The organism is Gemmatimonadaceae bacterium, from assembly GCA_019752115.1.
Classification (GTDB): Bacteria; Gemmatimonadota; Gemmatimonadetes; order Gemmatimonadales; family Gemmatimonadaceae; genus Gemmatimonas.
Genome location: JAIEMN010000002.1, coordinates 191,679 through 209,965, shown reverse-complemented (window position 1 = coordinate 209,965; position 18,287 = coordinate 191,679). Strand labels below are relative to the sequence as shown.

At 67.6% G+C, this 18,287-nt stretch carries 13 protein-coding genes; 5 read left to right on the top strand and 8 right to left on the bottom strand.

Annotation, left to right across the window (positions count from 1 at the left end; genetic code table 11):
• Nucleotides 1-21: 21 nt before the first annotated feature.
• The 6 genes from K2R93_01190 to K2R93_01165 all read right to left on the bottom strand — a co-directional run bounded on the left by K2R93_01190 (nt 22) and on the right by K2R93_01165 (nt 7,197).
• Nucleotides 22-1,020, bottom strand: a complete 999-nt coding sequence (locus K2R93_01190) for a c-type cytochrome (GenBank protein MBY0488428.1) — start codon at nt 1,018-1,020, stop codon at nt 22-24.
• Nucleotides 1,017-2,861: a CocE/NonD family hydrolase gene (locus tag K2R93_01185; protein MBY0488427.1), complete on the bottom strand. Its 1,845-nt coding sequence runs from the start codon at nt 2,859-2,861 to the stop codon at nt 1,017-1,019. Before K2R93_01185 ends, K2R93_01190 begins: the two co-directional genes overlap by 4 nt.
• Before the next feature lie 178 nt (nt 2,862-3,039).
• Nucleotides 3,040-3,882: an alpha/beta hydrolase gene (locus tag K2R93_01180; protein MBY0488426.1), complete on the bottom strand. Its 843-nt coding sequence runs from the start codon at nt 3,880-3,882 to the stop codon at nt 3,040-3,042.
• Between the two features lie 5 nt (nt 3,883-3,887).
• Nucleotides 3,888-5,312: a cyanophycinase gene (locus K2R93_01175; protein MBY0488425.1), complete on the bottom strand. Its 1,425-nt coding sequence runs from the start codon at nt 5,310-5,312 to the stop codon at nt 3,888-3,890.
• Between the two features lie 196 nt (nt 5,313-5,508).
• On the bottom strand, nt 5,509-6,231 hold the full coding sequence (locus K2R93_01170; GenBank protein MBY0488424.1) for an energy transducer TonB: 723 nt from the start codon (nt 6,229-6,231) through the stop codon (nt 5,509-5,511).
• 267 nt (nt 6,232-6,498) lie between these two features.
• Nucleotides 6,499-7,197 carry a TVP38/TMEM64 family protein gene (locus tag K2R93_01165; GenBank protein ID MBY0488423.1) on the bottom strand — a complete coding sequence of 233 codons (699 nt, stop codon included), beginning with the start codon at nt 7,195-7,197 and terminating at the stop codon, nt 6,499-6,501.
• Here K2R93_01165 and K2R93_01160 point away from each other — a divergent pair.
• Entirely contained in the window at nt 7,196-8,902 is a 1,707-nt protein-coding gene (locus K2R93_01160) for an amidohydrolase (GenBank protein ID MBY0488422.1), read from the top strand. The genes K2R93_01165 and K2R93_01160 overlap by 2 nt on opposite strands.
• Nucleotides 8,903-9,060: 158 nt before the next feature.
• Here K2R93_01160 and K2R93_01155 read toward each other — a convergent pair whose 3' ends face one another.
• Nucleotides 9,061-11,934 (bottom strand): peptidase, encoded by a 2,874-nt coding sequence (locus tag K2R93_01155; GenBank protein MBY0488421.1) that lies wholly within the window; start codon nt 11,932-11,934, stop codon nt 9,061-9,063.
• Between the two features lie 140 nt (nt 11,935-12,074).
• Between K2R93_01155 and K2R93_01150 the strand changes: the two genes are divergently transcribed.
• Entirely contained in the window at nt 12,075-12,611 is a 537-nt protein-coding gene (locus K2R93_01150) for a hypothetical protein (GenBank protein MBY0488420.1), read from the top strand.
• A 41-nt stretch (nt 12,612-12,652) separates the two neighbouring features.
• The gene (locus K2R93_01145; GenBank protein ID MBY0488419.1) at nt 12,653-13,318 is read left to right on the top strand and encodes a hypothetical protein; all 666 of its coding nucleotides are present in this window, start codon (nt 12,653-12,655) and stop codon (nt 13,316-13,318) included.
• Nucleotides 13,319-13,349: 31 nt separating this feature from the next.
• Here K2R93_01145 and iadA read toward each other — a convergent pair whose 3' ends face one another.
• Complete coding sequence (gene iadA, locus K2R93_01140) at nt 13,350-14,504, bottom strand: beta-aspartyl-peptidase (GenBank protein ID MBY0488418.1); 1,155 nt, start codon at nt 14,502-14,504, stop codon at nt 13,350-13,352.
• 70 nt (nt 14,505-14,574) lie between these two features.
• On the opposite strand from iadA, the gene K2R93_01135 reads away from it, so the two are divergent.
• Both K2R93_01135 and cphA read left to right on the top strand, forming a co-directional pair.
• Nucleotides 14,575-15,384: a cyanophycinase gene (locus tag K2R93_01135; GenBank protein ID MBY0488417.1), complete on the top strand. Its 810-nt coding sequence runs from the start codon at nt 14,575-14,577 to the stop codon at nt 15,382-15,384.
• A gap of 3 nt (nt 15,385-15,387) precedes the next feature.
• Nucleotides 15,388-18,243 carry a cyanophycin synthetase gene (gene cphA, locus K2R93_01130; protein ID MBY0488416.1) on the top strand — a complete coding sequence of 952 codons (2,856 nt, stop codon included), beginning with the start codon at nt 15,388-15,390 and terminating at the stop codon, nt 18,241-18,243.
• The last annotated feature ends 44 nt before the right edge of the window (nt 18,244-18,287 follow it).

The following is an 18,287-nucleotide window of genomic DNA, read 5'->3' as shown; positions in this document are numbered from 1 at the left end:
GGCAGCGGGAGCGAGAGGAGGTTAGTGCTTCGCGGACTTGTGCGCCGGCAGACTACCGAGATACGCCGCGGCGGCGACCATGTCGTTGATGCTGAGCGCATTCACGATGGGGCGCATCAGCACACTGGCCGAGTCGGCGCGGGCGCCGGTGCGGAAGCTGACCAGCTGGCGGAGCAAACTGGATGGGCTCCGGCCGGCGAGCGGTGGCGTACCGGCCATGCCCAGGAGATCCGGGCCGTGGCAGGTCGTGCAGGCGGTCGCGATGCCTGCTGGGCCCTGCGTGACGACGCGCCGGCCGCGCGCCACGGTGCCCGGCGGCACGTAGGTGGTATAGAGCACGGTGGGATCGCGCAACTCGTGGCGATGAAACTCATCCGGGACTTCAATGAGCCGCCCGGCGATCGGCTCCGTCCCCTCGTCGGTCTTGGCATAGAGCATCGTTTCGACCCGCGTCTTGGGTACCGTCGTCGATTCGACGATGCGATTGGGGCGGGTCAGCCTGAGCGTCTCAAAGTAGGCGGCGGCCTCGCGCACGTCGTCGTCGGTGACGCCGGCGGCTACCGCGTGCATCGAGCCGATGGCCCAATCCTTCGAGGCGCTCTTCCGCGACGAATCGCGGAAGGCTCGCACCTGCGCGAGCGTGTATGCCGCAGGCAAGCCGGCGAGCGTGGCGTTCTCCGGGCGACCCGCGCCATTGGGCAGATGGCAGTAGCCGCACGCGCGCCCGTTCGGGCGTCGGCCGGTCAGCACGCTGGTGGGAGCGCGGGGGTGCTCGTCCGGGAACCAATCGGGGATGTCGAAGGCGTTGCCGATCTGCTTCATGGTGTATGCCCGTGGCGATCCGGGCACATGATGCCAGACGGTGCTATCCGGCTTGGGCACCACCGCTGGTGCCGGCGCACTGGGAATGGCCCACGCGGGCACCGTGAACGGCTTGAGTGGCACGATCGGCGCGGGCTTCGCCGCTTTACTTTGCCCGAGCGCGATGGAAGGAACGAGCAGCAGCGTTAGCGCTCTCACGGACGAATCCCCGTCACGACCGGCAGCACGATCTTGGAGGCCTGCGTCTTGGTGTGGTACACGCGCTGCGTCGCCGCGCGGAAGTCACTCGGCTTGGCTTCGAAGATATTCGGCACAAATGTTTGTGGGTTGCGATCGATGAGCGGGAACCAGCTGCTCTGCACCTGTACCATGACCCGGTGCCCCTTCTTGAACGTGTACGCCTGCGTGTGCAAGTCGACCGTCACCGCCTCCGGTACGTTCGGGGTGAGCGGCGTGGGCTTCTCGAGGCTCTTCCGGAAGCGGGCGCGCGTGACGTCGTTGGCCACCATGAACTGGTAGCCGTTCATCTTGAGGTCCTTCATCCCGGAGTCGGGATAGACATCAATGAGCTTCACGACGTAATCGGCATCGGTGCCCGTCGTGGCCACGTGCAGCGTGACGGTGAGATCGCCGGCGATGGTGAGATCCTCCTGCAGTGTGGGGAGCTCCCAGCTCAGCACGTCGGGCCGATTGTGCACGAAGCGCTGGTCTTCGGTGAGCCACGTGCTCCACGTGGAGCCTGGACCGTACGTCATCTGCACCGGGCGCTGGCGATAGGGCACCGGTTTGGCGGGATCGGAGACATACGCATCGAAGGGGGGCGCACTGGCCGGCGCGGGCTCCCAGCCCAGAGCGCCGCCTTCCCGCATGTAGAGGGCGCGCGGCGACACGGCCTGCTTGGGCGGCCACGCGTCGTAGCGCTTCCACACGTTGCTCCCCGCCTCGAACACCAGCGCTTCCGGCATGCTGACTCGCGGGCCGTCCTTGAGGTGCATCGCGAAGAACGGCGCCATGACGGAGTCGCGGAAGAAGCGTGCCGTGGGCGAACCGAACTGGATGGGACCGAGCGAACTGCCGTCACCGCGCATCCACCCGCCGTGATTCCACGGGCCCACGACGAGGAAGTTCACATTGGTCTGGTCGTGCTTCTCAAGCTCGCGGTAGATGGTGACGGGCCCATAGAAGTCCTCCTGATCCCACCACCCCGCGACGTGCAACGCCGGCACAGTGACCTTATCGAGATAGCCGGCCATCGCCTGCCGCTGCCAGAAGCCATCGAAGTTGGGATGCTGCGCAAAGTCGTTCCACGTCGGGATCGCGCCCTTGAGCAGCTTGTCGTTCACCGTCTTGAGCGAGCCGAGGCGCAGATACCACTCGTAGGTATCGTACGCATCCATGTTGAACTGCTTCACGTCTTTGCCGGACTCCATCATGGTGGCGTACTCGAACCCGTAGCTCAGTCGGAACGCGCCATTGTGATGGAAGTCATCGCCCTTCCACATGTCCGCCGGCGACGCCTGCGGTGACGCGGCCTTGAGCGCCGGGTGCGGATCGAGCATCGCCATGGCCGTCGTCCAGCCGGGATACGACACGCCGGTCATGCCCACACGCCCATTGTTGCTGGGCACGTTTTTGAGCAGCCACTCGATCGTGTCGTAGGCATCGGTGCTTTCATCGATCGCCTTGGGGTCCGCGCGGTTCTGCCGCGGCGGGCGCTGCATGACGAACTGACCTTCGCTCTTGAACTTCCCGCGAATGTCCTGAAAGACATAGATGTAGCCGTTCTCGGCGGGGCCCTGGTTCATGAACCCCCAGCCCGTCGCGACGCTCTGCGGCGTGTTGCCATCCACCCCGTACGGCGTGCGCACGAAGAGGAAGGGGAGAGGCCGCGCGGGTTTGGCGGGCGCGAGAATGCGGGTGTACAGCTTGACGCCATCCCGCATGGGGACCATGGCCTCGGTGAGCTGATAGCCCGAGGACTGCGCGGCCGCCGGGCGCGCGAGGAGAACGGCGGCGAGGAGGATTCTGGAGAGGCGCATGCGATAACATGCGCGCTGCGGAAGGCGCTGACTACCGACCTTTGGATCAGCTGTCGGACGTTGGTCTACGGACCACTATGGACATTCGGAATCGGGATCAGGCTCGGAGGTGGGGGTCGGCTTGCCGGGGGCACCGGCTTGCTGCGCGCCGCAGGTGGTGATCAGACGTCCGAGGCCGTCAGAGCGCCGCCGCCCAGCGACTCAGGTCGTCCCCGAACCGCTCCGCGAACCGGTGGCTCCGGTGGGGGAAGTGGTCGCTCCCTTCATAGAAGTGCATCGAGGCCCCCGGGTTCACGGCGGCCACGCGGGCGGCCTGGTCGGCCAGGAGGGCGGCGCCGTAGCGGTCGTCGGCGTGAATCACCGTGGTGGGGCAGCGGAACGGCTCGAGCGGGTCGAAGCCCCCGAACGCGTCGGAGACGGGCGTCTGCCAGCAGGCGACGTCCTGGCGTTGCAGCGCGGAGGCGTGCGCGGCGATGAGGCGGGACGGGGTGTGGTCGGCAAAAACGCCACCCCACGGATGGGGCGACTGGCCGACCGTCTCCACCCACACGGCGTGGGGCGCGTCCGCCGCGCGGAGGCGGGCAATCGTCCCCTGCAGCAGCGCGAAGCGACGCGGGTAGACCGACCGGGCGAACTCGTCGGGCACGCCGAAGAACCACGCCGGATCGACCAGCAGCGCCGCCTGCACCAGCGGGTGTCCGCGCTGCGCGAGCCGCCCGGCCACGGTGCCGCCGAGCGAGTGACCCACCACCCGTGTCGGTTCCCCCAGCCACGCCAGCGCGGCTTCGGCGTCGCGCACATAGTCGGCCAGATGATAGCGCGCGGCGCGCGCCGAATGGCCGTGCCCGCGGAAGTCGAGTGTGAGCACGCGATGCCGCGGCGCGAGCCCCATCGCCCAGTCGAACCAGGTGTCGCGGGCGTTGCCGATGCCATGCAGGAAGAGCAGCGGCGGGCCACTGGCGTCGCCAAACAGCGAGGCGGCCAACGACAGGTCGCCGCCGGCAATGCTGATGTCGATCATCCTGCTCAGAACAGCAGCGCGTTCGCCAACTGCTGCGCCATGCCCTTGGCATCGGCGTTCGGGTCACCGGTGAGGATCAGGATGACGGTGCGCTGCTCGGGGTAGCGCACCCACGCGGCCTGCTTGCCGTCGGTGGTGCCATAGACCGCGAAGCGCGGCGTGCCGTGGTCGAGATCGCGCGTGAACACGCTCGGCACCGTGTTCGTATCGCGCGCGCCGGGCGCGACGACGAAGCGGCCCTGCTCAAAGCGATAGAGATCGTCCACGCTCCCCTTCCAGACCTTGGCTGTGCTGTCGTATTGCAGCCGCTGCGCGCCGCCGATCGTGAGCACGCGCCGCAGCGCCGCACCGGTGGGCGCGCCATTGAGCGACGCGGCCAGCACGCCGCCCAGACCACCGAGCGGAAAGTTGGGCATCGCCGTTTCCGGCATGTAGCGCCGCTGCGCGGGCACACCGTACGCCGTGTTCACCAGCACCTTCCCGGCGCGCGCCACCACCACCGTCGCACCACCCTTTGTGGCGTTGGTGTACGGCGCAAAGATCTGATCGACCGCGGCCCGCGTGAGCTTCGTGCCATCCGCCGCGCGTGACATCACGCGCCGCGCCCCGAGGTTGTAGCGATCGCCCGGATGCAACGTGAGAAAGGGCCGCCCGGCATCGTTCGCATCGCGTCCGTTGTACACGAACGCCTTGTTGCGCCCGATGATCTCGGCCGTATCGCCCTTCACCACCCACACCGTGCCTTCGTCTTCCGAGATCGCGAGCAGGTCCTTGCGCGTGATCGTGAGCGAGTCGTAGAGGTCGGGGAGACGCTCACGGGCCACGACGTGCTGGTCGATCGCCGTGTTCCTGAGGTACGCGAAGCCCTTCAGGTACTGCGGGTGGTTCATGATGTTGTTGTTGTTCGACGGCGCGCCACGCACGAGATAGTCGCCCTGAATGGACGCGCCGGCGCTGGTGCCGGCGATGACGCCGCCACGCGCAAGCACCGCTTCGAACGCCTGCTGGCTGCGCGTGCCCATGTAGCTGTCCACCAGGCGATAGTGCCGCCCGCCGTCGAACCAGATCCCCTTGGCGTTGGCGATCTTCGCCACGAACGCGGGATCATCGGCTTGCTTGCGATCCTTGGTGTGGTACACGACCACATTCCGGGCGCCCGCATCGCGCAGCATCTTGCCGGCGGTCGTGAGATCGATGGAGTCACCACCGGCGGTGGGCACATCGACAATGAGCGCGTCCGGCCCGCCGGCGGCCGCAATGAACGTGGCCCACGTCTCCGGGCCCTGGGCGCCGCCGCCCACGACCATGATGGTCCCCTTGGCCGGCCCCACTTGCGGCGCACCACCGGGCGACGGCGCATTCGACGGGGTACCGCGCGCGCAGGCGGCAAGTGCACAGACTGGCAGGAGCAGAGCGAGCTGAATTCGCATAGGGCAGCTGGTTGGAGTCGCCCTACGATACGTGTTTCGGGGCGTTCCCGCTGCGTTCTTGGTGCCGCTCTCGTGTTGAACTGAGTGCATCCAAGGCGTCCAAGGAAACCCGAGCCATCCGAGTTGCTTGGGTGGCTTGGATACCTCGGACGACTCGGATGCGATCAGTTCCGCTCACCCCTCGCCGTTCGCGCTCTCAACGATCCAAGCGGAACTGAAACGGCTGCACCACTCGCTGCGGCACCTTGCGGCCGCCGACCTCGGCGGGGAGGAAGCGCATCCCGGCCAACGCGCGCTTTACGGCGGTGGTGAAGAACGCGTGGTCGCTGCGCACGACGGTGAGGCTGTTCAGGTCGGCGCGGCCGAGCGTGTCGACGACGAACTGCACCACCACGAGCCCTTCCACGCCGGCGTCGCGGAGCAGCGACGGATACTCCGGCCCGCGGCCCCCGGGCACGGCTGCCGCCATCCGCTCGACTTCCCACTCATTGTAGACCGCCTCGCCGCCGAGCCCGCGCCCCGTGCCACCGGGGACACCGCCCGGCGCGCCTCCGGGTTGGCGGCGCCCGCCGCGTTCGAAGTCCTCGAGCGCGATGGGCGACCGGGCATAATCGATATTAGGGAGCACCGTGGGGATGTTGATCGGCGGCACCAGCGCCGGGACGGCGATGTCCGGCGCCTGCTGTGCGCGCAGATCACGCAGCGCCTGTTCGCCAATCGGCGGCGATGGTGGTGGCGGTGTCTCGATCGCGGTGATCGTGAGCGGCACTTCCTCGGGCTTCTCGAAGCGCGCCACCGTGGCGTTCGCCGTAGCGCGCACGAGCGCAGCGACGACCAACGTGTGCAACAGAATGGAGACCGCCGTTCCACCAGGGCGTCGCGCGCGGTGCGCGCGCGATTCGGGCAAGTGCTGCAGCATGGATCGCCTCCGGATATGGGTGTGGAGGCAGCATGCAACCGACGGCTTAGGGAGCGGTTAGGCCTTCGTGAACGGCGGCTTTCGCGGGCGTGAGGTGTTGGTGAGGGGCAGGTTAGGGGAAGATGAAGGTGGTTGGGATTTCCTTTGAGAACTGAGAGCTGAGCCTTGGGCATCGAGATACGAGATCGGAGACGTGAGTCTCACCACTCCTCGCTCGCTGCTCACGGCTCGGCTCTCGGTTCTCAGAGACGACCCCAACCCACCACCTCAGCCCAGCGCCGCCATCCCCTTGCGTGCTTCCGCCTCCCGGATCGCCCGCTGCGCGATGCGGGTGATCGTCACCGTCAGCATCACCGTCGCGGCGATGCCGAGTCCGAGGAGCCAGGTGGGCTTCTCGGCGCCCGTCTGCACGCCGGCATGGCCGAAGGCGGCGAAGGCGAACATGGTGGGGATCATGCCGAACATGGCGAGCACGAAGTCGCGGAGCCGCACGGTCGTGACGCCCAGCGCGTAGTTCGTGAGCACGAAGGGCGCCATCCCCGACAGGCGAATGAGGAACATCAGCTTGAGCCCGTCCTCGCCGATCACGCGGTCGATCACGGTGAGGGTGGCGTTGCGCTGGACTTGCTGCGCCACGCGCTCCCGCAGGATGGTGCGGCCGAGGGTGAAGGCGATCACGGCGCCGATCGTGGAGCCAATGAAGACGAGGATCGTCCCCTGCAGGACCCCGAACACCGCGCCGCCGGCCATGGTGAGCAGAAAGGCCGGCATCATGCAGATCGTTACCAGGACGTAGCCCAGCACGAACGCGATGGGGGCAAAGGCGCCGAGGCTGTGGACCCACGCCGAGAAGCCGGGCAGGTAGGGCGACGCCAATTGGCCCACCCCGACACCGAGGGCGATGGGGAGGGCAAGGCTGGCCAGCTTGGCCACCGTGGTGAGCTGCTCGCGAAGGGTCCGGGCCATGACGCAATATAGACGCATGACTCCTTCTCCCATTTCAGCACCCCGGCGGCGTCTGGGCCGTGTCGTGGCCCTGGCCGGAACCGCCGTGCTGCTCGCGGCCTGCGCCGACCGCACCGCCAAGACGGTCACGCTCGCCATCGTGAACGGCCATGTCTGGACCGGCGACAGTGCCAAGCCGTGGGCCGAGGCCGTCGCGGTCGCGGACCACGAGATCGTGGCCGTGGGCACGAGCGACGAGATCCGCCGAATGACCGGCGAAGCCCGTGTGATCGATGCGGCGGGCGCCATGGTCACGCCCGGCTTCATCGATAGTCACGTGCATTTCCTCGATGGCGGTTTCGCGCTGGCCTCGGTCAAGCTGCGCGACGCCAAGACCAAGGAGGAATTCATCCGGCGCATTGCCGAGTTCGCGAAGACCGCCCCCGCGGGCGCGTGGATCCGCAACGGCGACTGGGATCACACCAACTGGGGCGGCGAACTCCCGACGCACGAGTGGATCGATTCGGTGACGCCCAACAATCCGGTGTGGATCAATCGCCTGGATGGGCACATGAATCTGGCGAATGCGCTGGCGCTGGCGGCCGCGCATGTCGATCGCACGACCAAGGACGTGGCCGGCGGCACCATCGTGCGCGACGCGAAGGGCAACCCCACGGGGGTGCTCAAGGACAACGCGATGAGCCTGGTGGACGCCGTGCAGCCGCCGCGCTCGGACGCGGAGGCCGATGTCGCCCTCGACTCGGCGATGCACTATGTCGCCTCGAATGGCGTGACGAGTGTGCATCACATGGGTGAGATGGCGCACCACGCCATCTTCCGTCGGGCCGCATCGGCGAACCGGCTGATCACGCGCATCGTGGCCCAGGTGCCGCTCGCGCAATGGGCCGCACTGCGCGATACCGTGAAGGCGCGCGGCAACGGCGACAGCTGGCTGCGCATCGGTGGGCTCAAGGGTTTCGTGGATGGTTCGCTCGGCTCGCACACGGCCGCCATGCTCGCCCCCTTCAGCGACGCGCCGCAGGATACCGGCCTCTTCGTGACGCCGCCCGACAGTCTGTATGCGTGGACGAAGGCTGCCGATGCCGCTGGGCTGCAGGTGATGGTGCACGCAATCGGCGACCGCGCCATTCGCACGCAGCTCGACATCTTCGACCGCGTGACGAAGGAGAACGGCCCGCGCGACCGTCGCTTTCGCATTGAGCACGCGCAGCACATCGCGCCCGAGGATATCGCCCGCTTCGCGCAGATCGGGGTGATTGCCAGCATGCAGCCGTACCATGCGGCCGACGACGGCCGCTGGGCTGATCGCGTCATCGGCGCCGATCGCGCGAAGGGCTCGTACGCATGGAAGTCGCTGCTCGATGCCAAGGCGGCGCTCGCCTTCGGCAGTGACTGGTTCGTGGCGCCGCCCACCCCGCTCGAAGGGATCAAGGCGGCGATGACGCGCCGAACCCTCGACGGCGCGAACCCCGGTGGCTGGGTGCCCGAGCAGCGCATCACGCTGGAGCAGGCGCTCACCGCCTACACGAAGGGCTCCGCCTACGCCGGATTCCAGGACACGCAACTCGGCATCATCGCGCCGGGTCGCCTCGCGGACCTCGTGGTGCTCGATCGCGACCTGTCGACGAGCAAGGCGGAGGAGATCGATCAGGCGCGGGTGCGGGTGACGATCGTGGGGGGGAAAGTCGTGTTTGAGCGGAAGTGATTGGGTTGCCTTGAGAGGCGAGAGGCGAGTCGGAGTGGGAGTGTGAGAGGGAAGTGGAAGGGGCCGGTCGACTGTCGTCGCCCGGCCCCTCGTCACTCACGGCTCAAGGCTCCAACTCCTACTCGCCTCTCGCCTCTCAATCGAAACAGACGCCTTCCTTACATCGCCTTCTTGGGCTTCTCAAACCCACCATCCAGCGCATTGAGGAACAGCTTGTACGTCCCATGCGGCTGCGACCGGAACAGGATTTCAGGCCCGAACATCCAGAGCGTGCCCTTACCGATGGTGGCTTCGGCCATCGCGGTGCCGCCCTCGAGCAGGTCCTGACCCCAGGCCCAGCCGGAGCGGAGCGGCGTCTTATTGTCGAAGGTGGCGAGCGCGCGAACGCCCTTGGCTGCCGCATCGGGGCCGAGCTTCATGACCGGGCTCGCATCGAACATCACGACCGGGCGCGGGTTCATGCCGGTGGCGATCGTGGCACTCGTGTCGAGCTTCACTTCGAGCAGCGAACCGGGGATGTAGTACTTCTCGCCCGGATACGCGCGGCCGTTGGCGTCGGCCATGTAGTTGTCGATCGGGAGCCCCATCGCCTTGCCGAGGCCGATCGACGAACCGATCGCGACCACGCGACCACCCGCTTCCACGAACGCCTTCACGGCCGGCACCGACTTCTCGGCGCTCACGCGACCGATCTGCTTGCGCAGCTCCGCCGGGATGAGCGTGGTGTCGGGCGAACCGCCGAAGCCCGCACCCGGACCGGCGCGATCGGTGAACATGCCGTCGGTGAACACCAGCACGTCGTACTTCGCCTTCAGGTTGCCGGCGTCGAGCTCCTGCGGGTACACGACCGTGAACGGATACTCGAACTTCTCGAGGATCAGACGCGTCCAGCCGCTCGGCATGTTGCCGCCGTACCGATCAACGAGGCCGATGCGCAGCGGCTGCACTGGCTGCGCCGTGCCCGGCTTGCTGTTGGCCGCCGCGAAGTTCACGCCGAGGTCCTTGGCGGCCTGCGCGACCACTGCGTCACCCTTGCCACCCGCGGGGATGAACCAGGTGCCGGCGGGCCATGTCGTGCTGCCATCCTTGAAGCCGGTCGGCACACGCGACGCCTTCACGTTCACCTTGGCGAGACGATTGGCCACCGTGGCCGCGTCGTTCACTTCGGGGTGGATGTAGTACCCGGCCTTGCCCTTGGCCACGGTGCCCGCGACCATCGGCGTGATCCCCTTCACGTCTTCGAATGGGCCATTCAGGCCGTCGAGCACGCGCTCGAACTTCACGTCCATCTGGTAGGCGAGCGTCCAGCCGGCGTTGTCGTACGGCGGGATCGGCGGACCACCCGGATAGCGGAAGTCATTCGGGTGATCCTGCGGCTCGAACATGTCGAGCACATGCGCACGGAACGCCTGGCCGGTGGGCACCACCCACGAGCCAGCGGGAAACTGCTTGCCGTTCGCGGTGAACGCAGCGGTCGCACGCTGCACCTTGATGCCCGAGTACTGCAGGGCGCGAATGAACTTGGTCGCCGTGGCGAAGTCGTTCTGTGCACTGCTCAGGATGTACGCGCGCGGATCGCGGTTCTCCGGCTTGCGCAGTTCCGCCATGTAGCGGTCGTTGGCGACCGCGCTGGCAATGTTCACCGGGCCACCGCCACCGCGACGGCCACCCGCGGCGGCTTCACCCTGCGCGGCGCCACGGTCGGCGGTGATCTTCGCGATCATCGCGTCCACCCGCTTGGGCGAGATCGTCCAGTTGTCCTTCTGGCCGGCCTTGATGGCATCGGTCGCCATCACCCAGCGGTTGAACAGAAACTCTTCGCGGTAGCGCGACGCCATGTCGAGGAACGCGTAGTTCGCCGACACCGAGTAGTCGATGGACTGGCGGAAGTGCCATTCCTGCGGCTCCACCGGCAGCGGCAGCCCTGCCGAGCGGAGCTGACGCTCCGGCACCAGCGAGACGCGCATCGGCGTCGGGTTGCCGATCGTTTCGGTGAGGATGCCGATCATGTTGTGGAAGTAGCCCACCGTGCGCAGCCCGCCGTTCCACCACGTGCTGTAGTTCGAGCCGGCGCGGAAGGTGAGCCCCGGCTTGTGCTCGAGCACGAAGCGATGGTTGAGCGCGGCGCCGACGAGATCGAGCCCCGTGATCATGGCCGGGTGGAACCAGTAGTTGGCCGGATCGCGATACGGCGGCGCGGCCATCACCGTGCCGGTCGGGCCGGTCTGGTGATGATTGTACATGATCTGCGGATGCCAGTCGATGAACATCGCCTTCGACATGTTCTGCGTCTCGGCGAGGGCATTCATGTACGCGTCACGGTTGTTGTCGTGCCCGGCGTACTTCTCGTAGAGCCGCGGAATGTTCATGTTGCGGCGCTTCGGATCCTGCTCCTGCATGTACCAGTTCGAGACGAGCTCCATGCCGTCCGGATTGGCGTGCACCATGAGGATGATGCAATCGTCCAGAATGCGCTTGGTTTCGTCGTCGTTACGGCTGTTGAGCTGCCAGAACGATTCGATGAGCTGCTGCGCGCCAAGCACTTCGGTTGCGTGCAGCCCGCCGTCGATCCAGAAGACCACCTTGCCTTCCTTGGCGAGGCGCGCGGCTTCCGCCGAGTCGATGCCCTCGCCGAGCGCGAGCTTGCGCGAGATCTCCTTGTACTTCGCGAGATTCTTGAGATTCTCAGGGCTCGAGACGATCGCCATGATCTGCGGCCGCCCCTCTTCCGTGCGCCCGATCGTATCGAGCTTCACACGGGGGCTCTGCTTGGCGATGGTGACGAAGTACTCGTGGAGCTTGGTGTAGTTGGGGAGCTGGTAGTCGGCGCCGATGTCATGGCCGAAGAACTCCTTCGGTGACGTCAGGCGCTGCGCTTGGAGCGCAAACGGCGTGGCGGCGGCGAACAGAATCGCAGCAGACAGCCGGGTAGCACGACCGAGGCGTGGCATGCGGGGGACTGGTGGATGTGGCAGGGGACGAGCCGCGGAGGGGTCGCCCGGAATGCCCGGAGGGGCCGGGACACCGAGCATACGATGGGCGCAGGGGGGGCGTTGGGCCAGAGCGGCGGACACCCCAGGGAGCGCCTGTATTGTCTGGCCCCCGCTGGGGTATGAGCTTTCCCGAACCCGGCCCGGTGGCCGGTTCCCGTCCCGAACCCGGAGTGTTCTCAATGCAGCGTTTCTGCACCGGCGCCCTGATGGGCGCCCTCTTAATGGCGGCGCCGCTCGCGGCCCAGAAGCCGGCGCCCAAGGACACGGCCAAGAGTGGCATGGCCGGTATGGCTGGCATGGATCACAGCAAGATGGGCGGCATGGATCACGCCGCCATGCACGAGCAGATGATGAAGGGGCAGAAGGGGGAGAGCTGGAAGGAGCTCGACGCCTACCACCAGCTCATGATGGCCACCTGGCACCCCGCCAAGGACAGCAGCAACCTGGCGCCGTTCCGCGCCAAGGCGGCTGAGATGGTCGCGGCCGCCAAGACGGTCGCCGCCTCGAAGGCGCCGGCCTCGTGCGGCGGGAAGGCGGAAATCGCCGCCGCCCAGAAGGCGCTCCCGGCCGAGACGGAAAAGGCCGCCGCGCTGGCCGCAGGCAAGACGTCCGATGCCGACCTCAAGGCGGCCCTCAAGGCGCTCCACGACAAGTTCGAAGTCCTGGAAATGGGGTGCGGCGGCATGGATATGAAGGGAATGGCCCCGAAGAAGTAAGATTTCGGGATCCAGTCCAGACCGGCCAGCGTTGGTGGGGCATGAACCCCGCCAACCTGGCTGTTCCGCCAGCGGCCGCGCCTGCCCCGGTCGCCCCTCCGCAGCTCGAAGTGCCCACGGTGCTCACCCTTGGTGAGCCCAGTGCCCGCGAAATCGGCACGCTGGTGACGGTCCTGTTGCGCGCGGCCGGGGTTGGTGCCGCGTTTGCCAGTCGGGCCGAGGATATGCGCGATCTGATGCAGGATCGCGAGGTCGGCGCGCTGGTCTTCAAGCTCTCGGCCGATGCGATCGCCTCGTATGAGATGCCGGTCACCCGTGCCGACGTCGTGGTGATGGCCAGCGTGCCGACCGATGATGTCGATGCCCTGCTCGTCGCGGCGCACACGGTCGGACCGAATGGCCGGCTGGTGCTCAACGCCGATGTGCCGGCGCTGGTGAGCTTCGCGCGGCTGCTTGATACGCCAGTGATCTGGTACAGCGCCAATCCCGAAAACGGCGCGGTACTCGATGGGGTGGCGTCATGGGGCGATGGCGCGACGATCGCCGACGGCCGCCTGATGGTCGCGCGCGACAGTGCGTGGTGTGACGCGGGGAGTGTGGCCAAGCTGCCGCCGCACATGGCACCGCAAACCGCCCTCGCTGCCGCGCTCGCGGCCATGTGCGTGGGCGTGCCGCTCGCGAAGGTCGTGGCGGCGCTGCCGGCGTAAGCCGCCAGCCGGTCGCCACGACGCCGCTCGACTACTCGAAGGTCCCGCGCACCACGGGCTCGCCGTTCTCGACGAGCCAGCGTCCGCGCGCCATCACGGCGCGGATCTGCAACGCCGCATCGAGCACGAGGAAATCCGCGTCCGCGCCCTCGGCGATGCGCCCCTTGCGCGGCAGTCGCAACAGCGACGCGGGCGTCTGCGTGAAGGCCGGCAGCACCGCGTCCAGCGGCAGACCGGCCGCCACACACGTCTGCACCGCCTGCCAGAGCCCGAACGCATTGCCCACGCCCATGCGGTCCACGCGGCCATCGGCGTCGAAGTGCGGCAGGCAGCCGCCACTATCGCTGCTCACGGTGAGCCGCTCGATGGGGAGGCCGGCGTCCACGTAGCGCCGAATGGCCTCGGCGGCGGTCCAGCCGTCTTCGTCGGGGCCCACATCGAAGGCACTCAGGTCAATCGTCACGCCCTGACGCGCCAGCTCCAACGCCTCGTCGAACAGCGCGCGGCGGCGATTCACGTGCGTCGGATGAAAGACACGCGGCGGCAGCTCACTCACTTCGAGCGCCTCGCGCACGAGCGCCAGGCCGCGCGGGCCGTCGCCCAGATGCAGGTGCAGCACGCCCGCCTTGCCCGTCATCAGGCCGCCCACGTGCGCCTCGGCGGCGACCCGCAGCAGTTCATCGAGTGTCGGCTGGCTCGAGCGGTGGTCACTGATCGCCACCTCCCCGACGCCGATGATGCGATCGATGAGCGTAATGTCGCCGCGCACGCTGCCGGTGATGGTCGCTGGGGGCAGGTGGTACCCGCCGCAGTGGCACCAGGCGGACAGCCCTTCGGCCTCCAGGCCGCGGGCCGCCGTCACCAGATCGGCCACCGAGCGCGTGATCGAGTCGGTGCCCAACACCCCCACGACCGAGGTGACACCGGCCCGGGTGTATTGCGTGAGCGTGGGCGCCGGCACGCGCGTCTGGGGGCCGGCCTCACCGCCGCCGCCGGTCAGGTGCGCGTGCCCGTCGACCAGCCCGGGGGTCACGGTGGCGCCGTCGAGGTCCACCACGGTGCAGGGGACACCGACGAGTGTTGGACGCTCAGCGAAGACGCCAACCACGCGCTCGCCGCTCACCAGCAGATGTCGTACGCCGAGCGGCTCCGGCGCAAAAACTCGTGCATTGGAAAGAAGCAGCATGCGAAGACGTTAGTCGGGCGCGCCTGAAACCGTTAGCTTTCGGTGGAGTCCGAACCCTTTCCCCACTCGCATGCGCGGCTGGATCATCCCCATCGGCGGCAAGCTCTTCACGTCGGACATCCTCGACCAGTTTGTGCGACTGGCCGGTGGGTCCGCCGCCCGAATCGTCATCATCCCCACCGCGTCGAATGAACCGGACATGGGGGTGTACTACGAGCGGGTTTTCGCGCGGCACGGCGTGCGCTCGGCGCATGCGCTGAATCTGCAGCACCGCTCCGATTGCGATGACGCCGACTGGCTCGCGCGGCTGGGCGACGCGACGGGGGTCTTTCTCACCGGCGGTAATCAGCTCAAGCTCTCGAGCATTCTGGGCGGCACGCCGGTGGCCAAGCTCCTGCGCATCCGCAACGCCGAAGGGGTCCCGGTGGCTGGCACGAGTGCCGGGGCGGCGTATCTCAGCGAACACATGATCGCGTGGGGCGACGAAGGCGCCAAGCCGCGCGTGGGTATGGTGTCGCTGTGCGCGGGGCTGGGGCTCACCAACCGCATCATCGTCGATCAGCACTTTCGGCAGCGCGATCGCCTGGGGCGGCTGCTGACGGCCATCGCCTACAATCCGTTCTGTGTGGGACTGGGCGTGGATGAAGACACGGCCGCCTTCATCGGCCCGGATGAGACCTGCCATGTCGTGGGCACCGGGGCCGTCACCATCGTCGATCCGAGTCAGCTCGCGTACAGCTCGGTGGCGGTGGCCCAGCCGGGTGAGCACATCGACGTTGAAGGGGTGCAGCTCCATCTGCTGACCGCCGGCGCCACGTTCAACCTGCATACCCGCCACGCGGAGCACGCGGTGCGTTCCATGATCCTGTCCGAGGTGTAACGCATGCGCGTCCTGGAATCGAATGTGTTCGTGGGGCCGAGTCACTACGCCCACTTCCCGGTGATTCGCCTGGTCGTGGATCTTGGCGAGCTCGAAGCCTGGCCCACCGCGCGACTCGGCGCCTCCTTCATCGACGGCCTGCTTGCTGCGCTGCCCGGACTCGCCGAGCATGGATGCTCGTACGGTGAGCCGGGCGGATTCATTCGGCGCATGCGTGAAGGCGAGGGCACCTGGTTGGGGCACGTGCTCGAACACGTCGCGATCGAGCTGCAGAATGCCGCCGGCGGGCACGTCACCTTCGGTAAGACGCGCGAAACGACGCAGTCGGGCGTCTACGACGTGGTGTTCGAGTACGAGCAGGAAGATGTCGGACTCGAAGCGGCCGACGCGGCGCTGGAGCTGCTGCGCTTCCTGCTTCCCGAGGCGCTGCGGGGCGGAGCCGACATGGCGTCGTTCGACCTGCAGGAGCATCTGTCGGCGTTCATCCGCTTTGCGCAGCGTCGCGCGCTGGGACCGAGCACCGCGAGCCTCGTGCGCGCAGCGGAAGCGCAGGGCATCCCGTGGTTGCGTCTCAACGAGCAGAGCCTCATCCAGCTCGGCTACGGCTGCCGACAGCAGCGTATTCAGGCCACGATCACCGGCCGCACGCCGCACATCGCCGTCGAACTGGCGAGCGACAAGGAAGAAACGAATCGCATTCTCGCGCGCCTCGGCCTGCCGGTGCCGAAGCAGCGGCTGGTCCAAACGGCTGAGCGTGCCGTGGCGGCCGCCGAGCGCATCGGGTATCCCGTGGTGACGAAGCCGTACAACGGCAATCACGGGCGTGGCGTGTCGGTCGGGTTGACCACGAGCGACGAGGTGCAGGCCGGCTTTGCGCGTGCGCAGGAGATCTCGCGCAGCGTGATCGTCGAAAGCTTCATCACCGGCCACGATCACCGGCTGCTCGTGGTGAATGGCGAGCTCGTGGCCGCCAGCAAGCGCGAGCCGGGCAAGGTCACCGGCGATGGCGTGCACACGATCGAAGAGTTGGTGGCGATCACCAACCTGGATCCCCGCCGCGGGATCGGGCATGAGAAGGTACTGACGCAGCTGGAGCTCGACGAGCAGGCGCTCACCCTGCTCGCCAAGCGCGGCCTGACGCCCGCGAGTGTGCCGGGGGCCGGTGAGGATGTGCACCTCCGGCTCACCGCCAATCTCTCGACCGGCGGCACCGCGGTGGACGTGACCGATGTCATTCACCCCGACAATGCCGAGATGGCGGTGCGGGCGATTCAGGCGATCGGGCTCGACGTGGGCGGCGTGGATTTTCTCTCCCCCGACATCACGCAGAGCTACAAGGACATCGGTGGCGCCATCTGCGAAGTGAATGCCGCACCCGGGTTCCGCATGCACATGGCGCCCTCGGAGGGGAAGCCGCGGGATGTTGCCGCCGCGGTGATCGACATGCTCTTCCCCGATCGCGCGCCCAGCACGATCCCGATTGCGGCGATCACCGGCACCAACGGCAAGACCACCACGTCGCGCCTGCTCGCGCACATCCACAAGCTCGCCGGGCATCGCGTGGGGCTCACCACCACCGACGGCATCTACATCGACGGCCAGCGCACCGTCGAGGGCGACATGACCGGCCCGACCAGCGCGCGCATCGTGCTGTCGGATCCGCAGGTCGAAGTGGCGGTGCTGGAGACGGCGCGTGGTGGGTTGCTGCGCGCCGGCATGGCAATGCGCCATGTGGATGTCGCGTGCGTGCTGAACGTCCAGCCGGACCACCTCGGGCAGAGGGGCATCGAGTCGCTCGAGCAGCTCGCCGAAGTGAAGCGCACCGTGGTGGAGATCGCGACCGATACGGCCGTCCTCAACGCCGACGATCCGCTCACGTTGCGCATGGCGGCGTCCACCAAGGCCCAGCATCTCTGCTATGTGACGATGGACCCGGCGCACGAGCTGGTGCGCGCACACATTCGGGCCGGCGGCCGCGCGATAGCCCTCGAGGCCGGCATCAACGGGCAGATGATCACGATCTACGATCGTGAAAAGCACATTCCGCTGCTCTGGACCCACCTCATTCCGGCCACGCTTGAAGGGCGCGCGACCTTCAATGTACAGAACGCGATGTTCGCGGCGGCGATGGCCTACGCCATGGGCGTGCGCCTCGAGGATATCCGCCACGGCCTGCGCACCTTCGACACCTCGTTCTTCCAGGCGCCGGGCCGCCTGAACGTGTACGACGAGCATCCGTTCAAGGTGCTCTTCGATTACGGACACAATGCGCATGCCGTCGGTGCGCTCTGCGAACTCGTGAACCGCATGCGCCCGGCTGGTCGGCGCCTGTGCGTCCTGTCGGCGCCCGGCGACCGTCGCGATGAGGATATTCTCGCCATCGCCCGCGTGGCAGCCGAGGCGGGCTTCGATCACTACATCTGCCGCCGGGACGATCCCACGCGCGGGCGTGGGGAGGACGAAGTCCCGCGCATGCTCGTGGAGGGGCTGCGCGCCAACGGCATCGGCGCGGAGCAGATCACGATGATCGTCGATGAGCAGGAGGCGATCACCGCGGCATTGCGCATGGCCCAGCCCGGTGATCTGCTCCTCATCTTTGCCGACGCCCTGGCGCGTGGCTGGAAGCAGATCGTGAACTTCCGTCCCGACATGTCGGCATCACCGCCACCGGTGGTGCGTGCGGCGCGGGCCGTGCCACGCGCGACCGTGCAGGAGGAGGCACCCGCCGAAGATCACGAACCGGCGCGTCCGCATCCCGTGCCGTCGCGCCCGGCGCCCCGTTGGCAGGATCGCGGTGATGACTTTGTGGTGCTGACGGATCGGCGGGGCGTGATCCTTGCGCCGGAGCAGAGCGACTGACGCGGGAGCCTGACGCTGGAGCGTGGTGCATGACGGGGCGTCGA

Bases quoted from the DNA above. Each gene is read 5' to 3' on its own strand.
- K2R93_01185 (MBY0488427.1), bottom strand. From the start codon at position 2,861: ATGCGCCTCTCCAGAATCCTCCTCGCCGCCGTTCTCCTCGCGCGCCCG.
- K2R93_01180 (MBY0488426.1), bottom strand. From the start codon at position 3,882: ATGATCGACATCAGCATTGCCGGCGGCGACCTGTCGTTGGCCGCCTCG.
- K2R93_01175 (MBY0488425.1), bottom strand. From the start codon at position 5,312: ATGCGAATTCAGCTCGCTCTGCTCCTGCCAGTCTGTGCACTTGCCGCC.
- K2R93_01170 (MBY0488424.1), bottom strand. From the start codon at position 6,231: ATGCTGCAGCACTTGCCCGAATCGCGCGCGCACCGCGCGCGACGCCCT.
- K2R93_01160 (MBY0488422.1), top strand. From the start codon at position 7,196: ATGACGCAATATAGACGCATGACTCCTTCTCCCATTTCAGCACCCCGG.
- K2R93_01165 (MBY0488423.1), bottom strand. From the start codon at position 7,197: ATGGCCCGGACCCTTCGCGAGCAGCTCACCACGGTGGCCAAGCTGGCC.
- K2R93_01155 (MBY0488421.1), bottom strand. From the start codon at position 11,934: ATGCTCGGTGTCCCGGCCCCTCCGGGCATTCCGGGCGACCCCTCCGCG.
- K2R93_01150 (MBY0488420.1), top strand. From the start codon at position 12,075: ATGCAGCGTTTCTGCACCGGCGCCCTGATGGGCGCCCTCTTAATGGCG.
- K2R93_01145 (MBY0488419.1), top strand. From the start codon at position 12,653: ATGAACCCCGCCAACCTGGCTGTTCCGCCAGCGGCCGCGCCTGCCCCG.
- iadA (MBY0488418.1), bottom strand. From the start codon at position 14,504: ATGCTGCTTCTTTCCAATGCACGAGTTTTTGCGCCGGAGCCGCTCGGC.
- K2R93_01135 (MBY0488417.1), top strand. From the start codon at position 14,575: ATGCGCGGCTGGATCATCCCCATCGGCGGCAAGCTCTTCACGTCGGAC.
- cphA (MBY0488416.1), top strand. From the start codon at position 15,388: ATGCGCGTCCTGGAATCGAATGTGTTCGTGGGGCCGAGTCACTACGCC.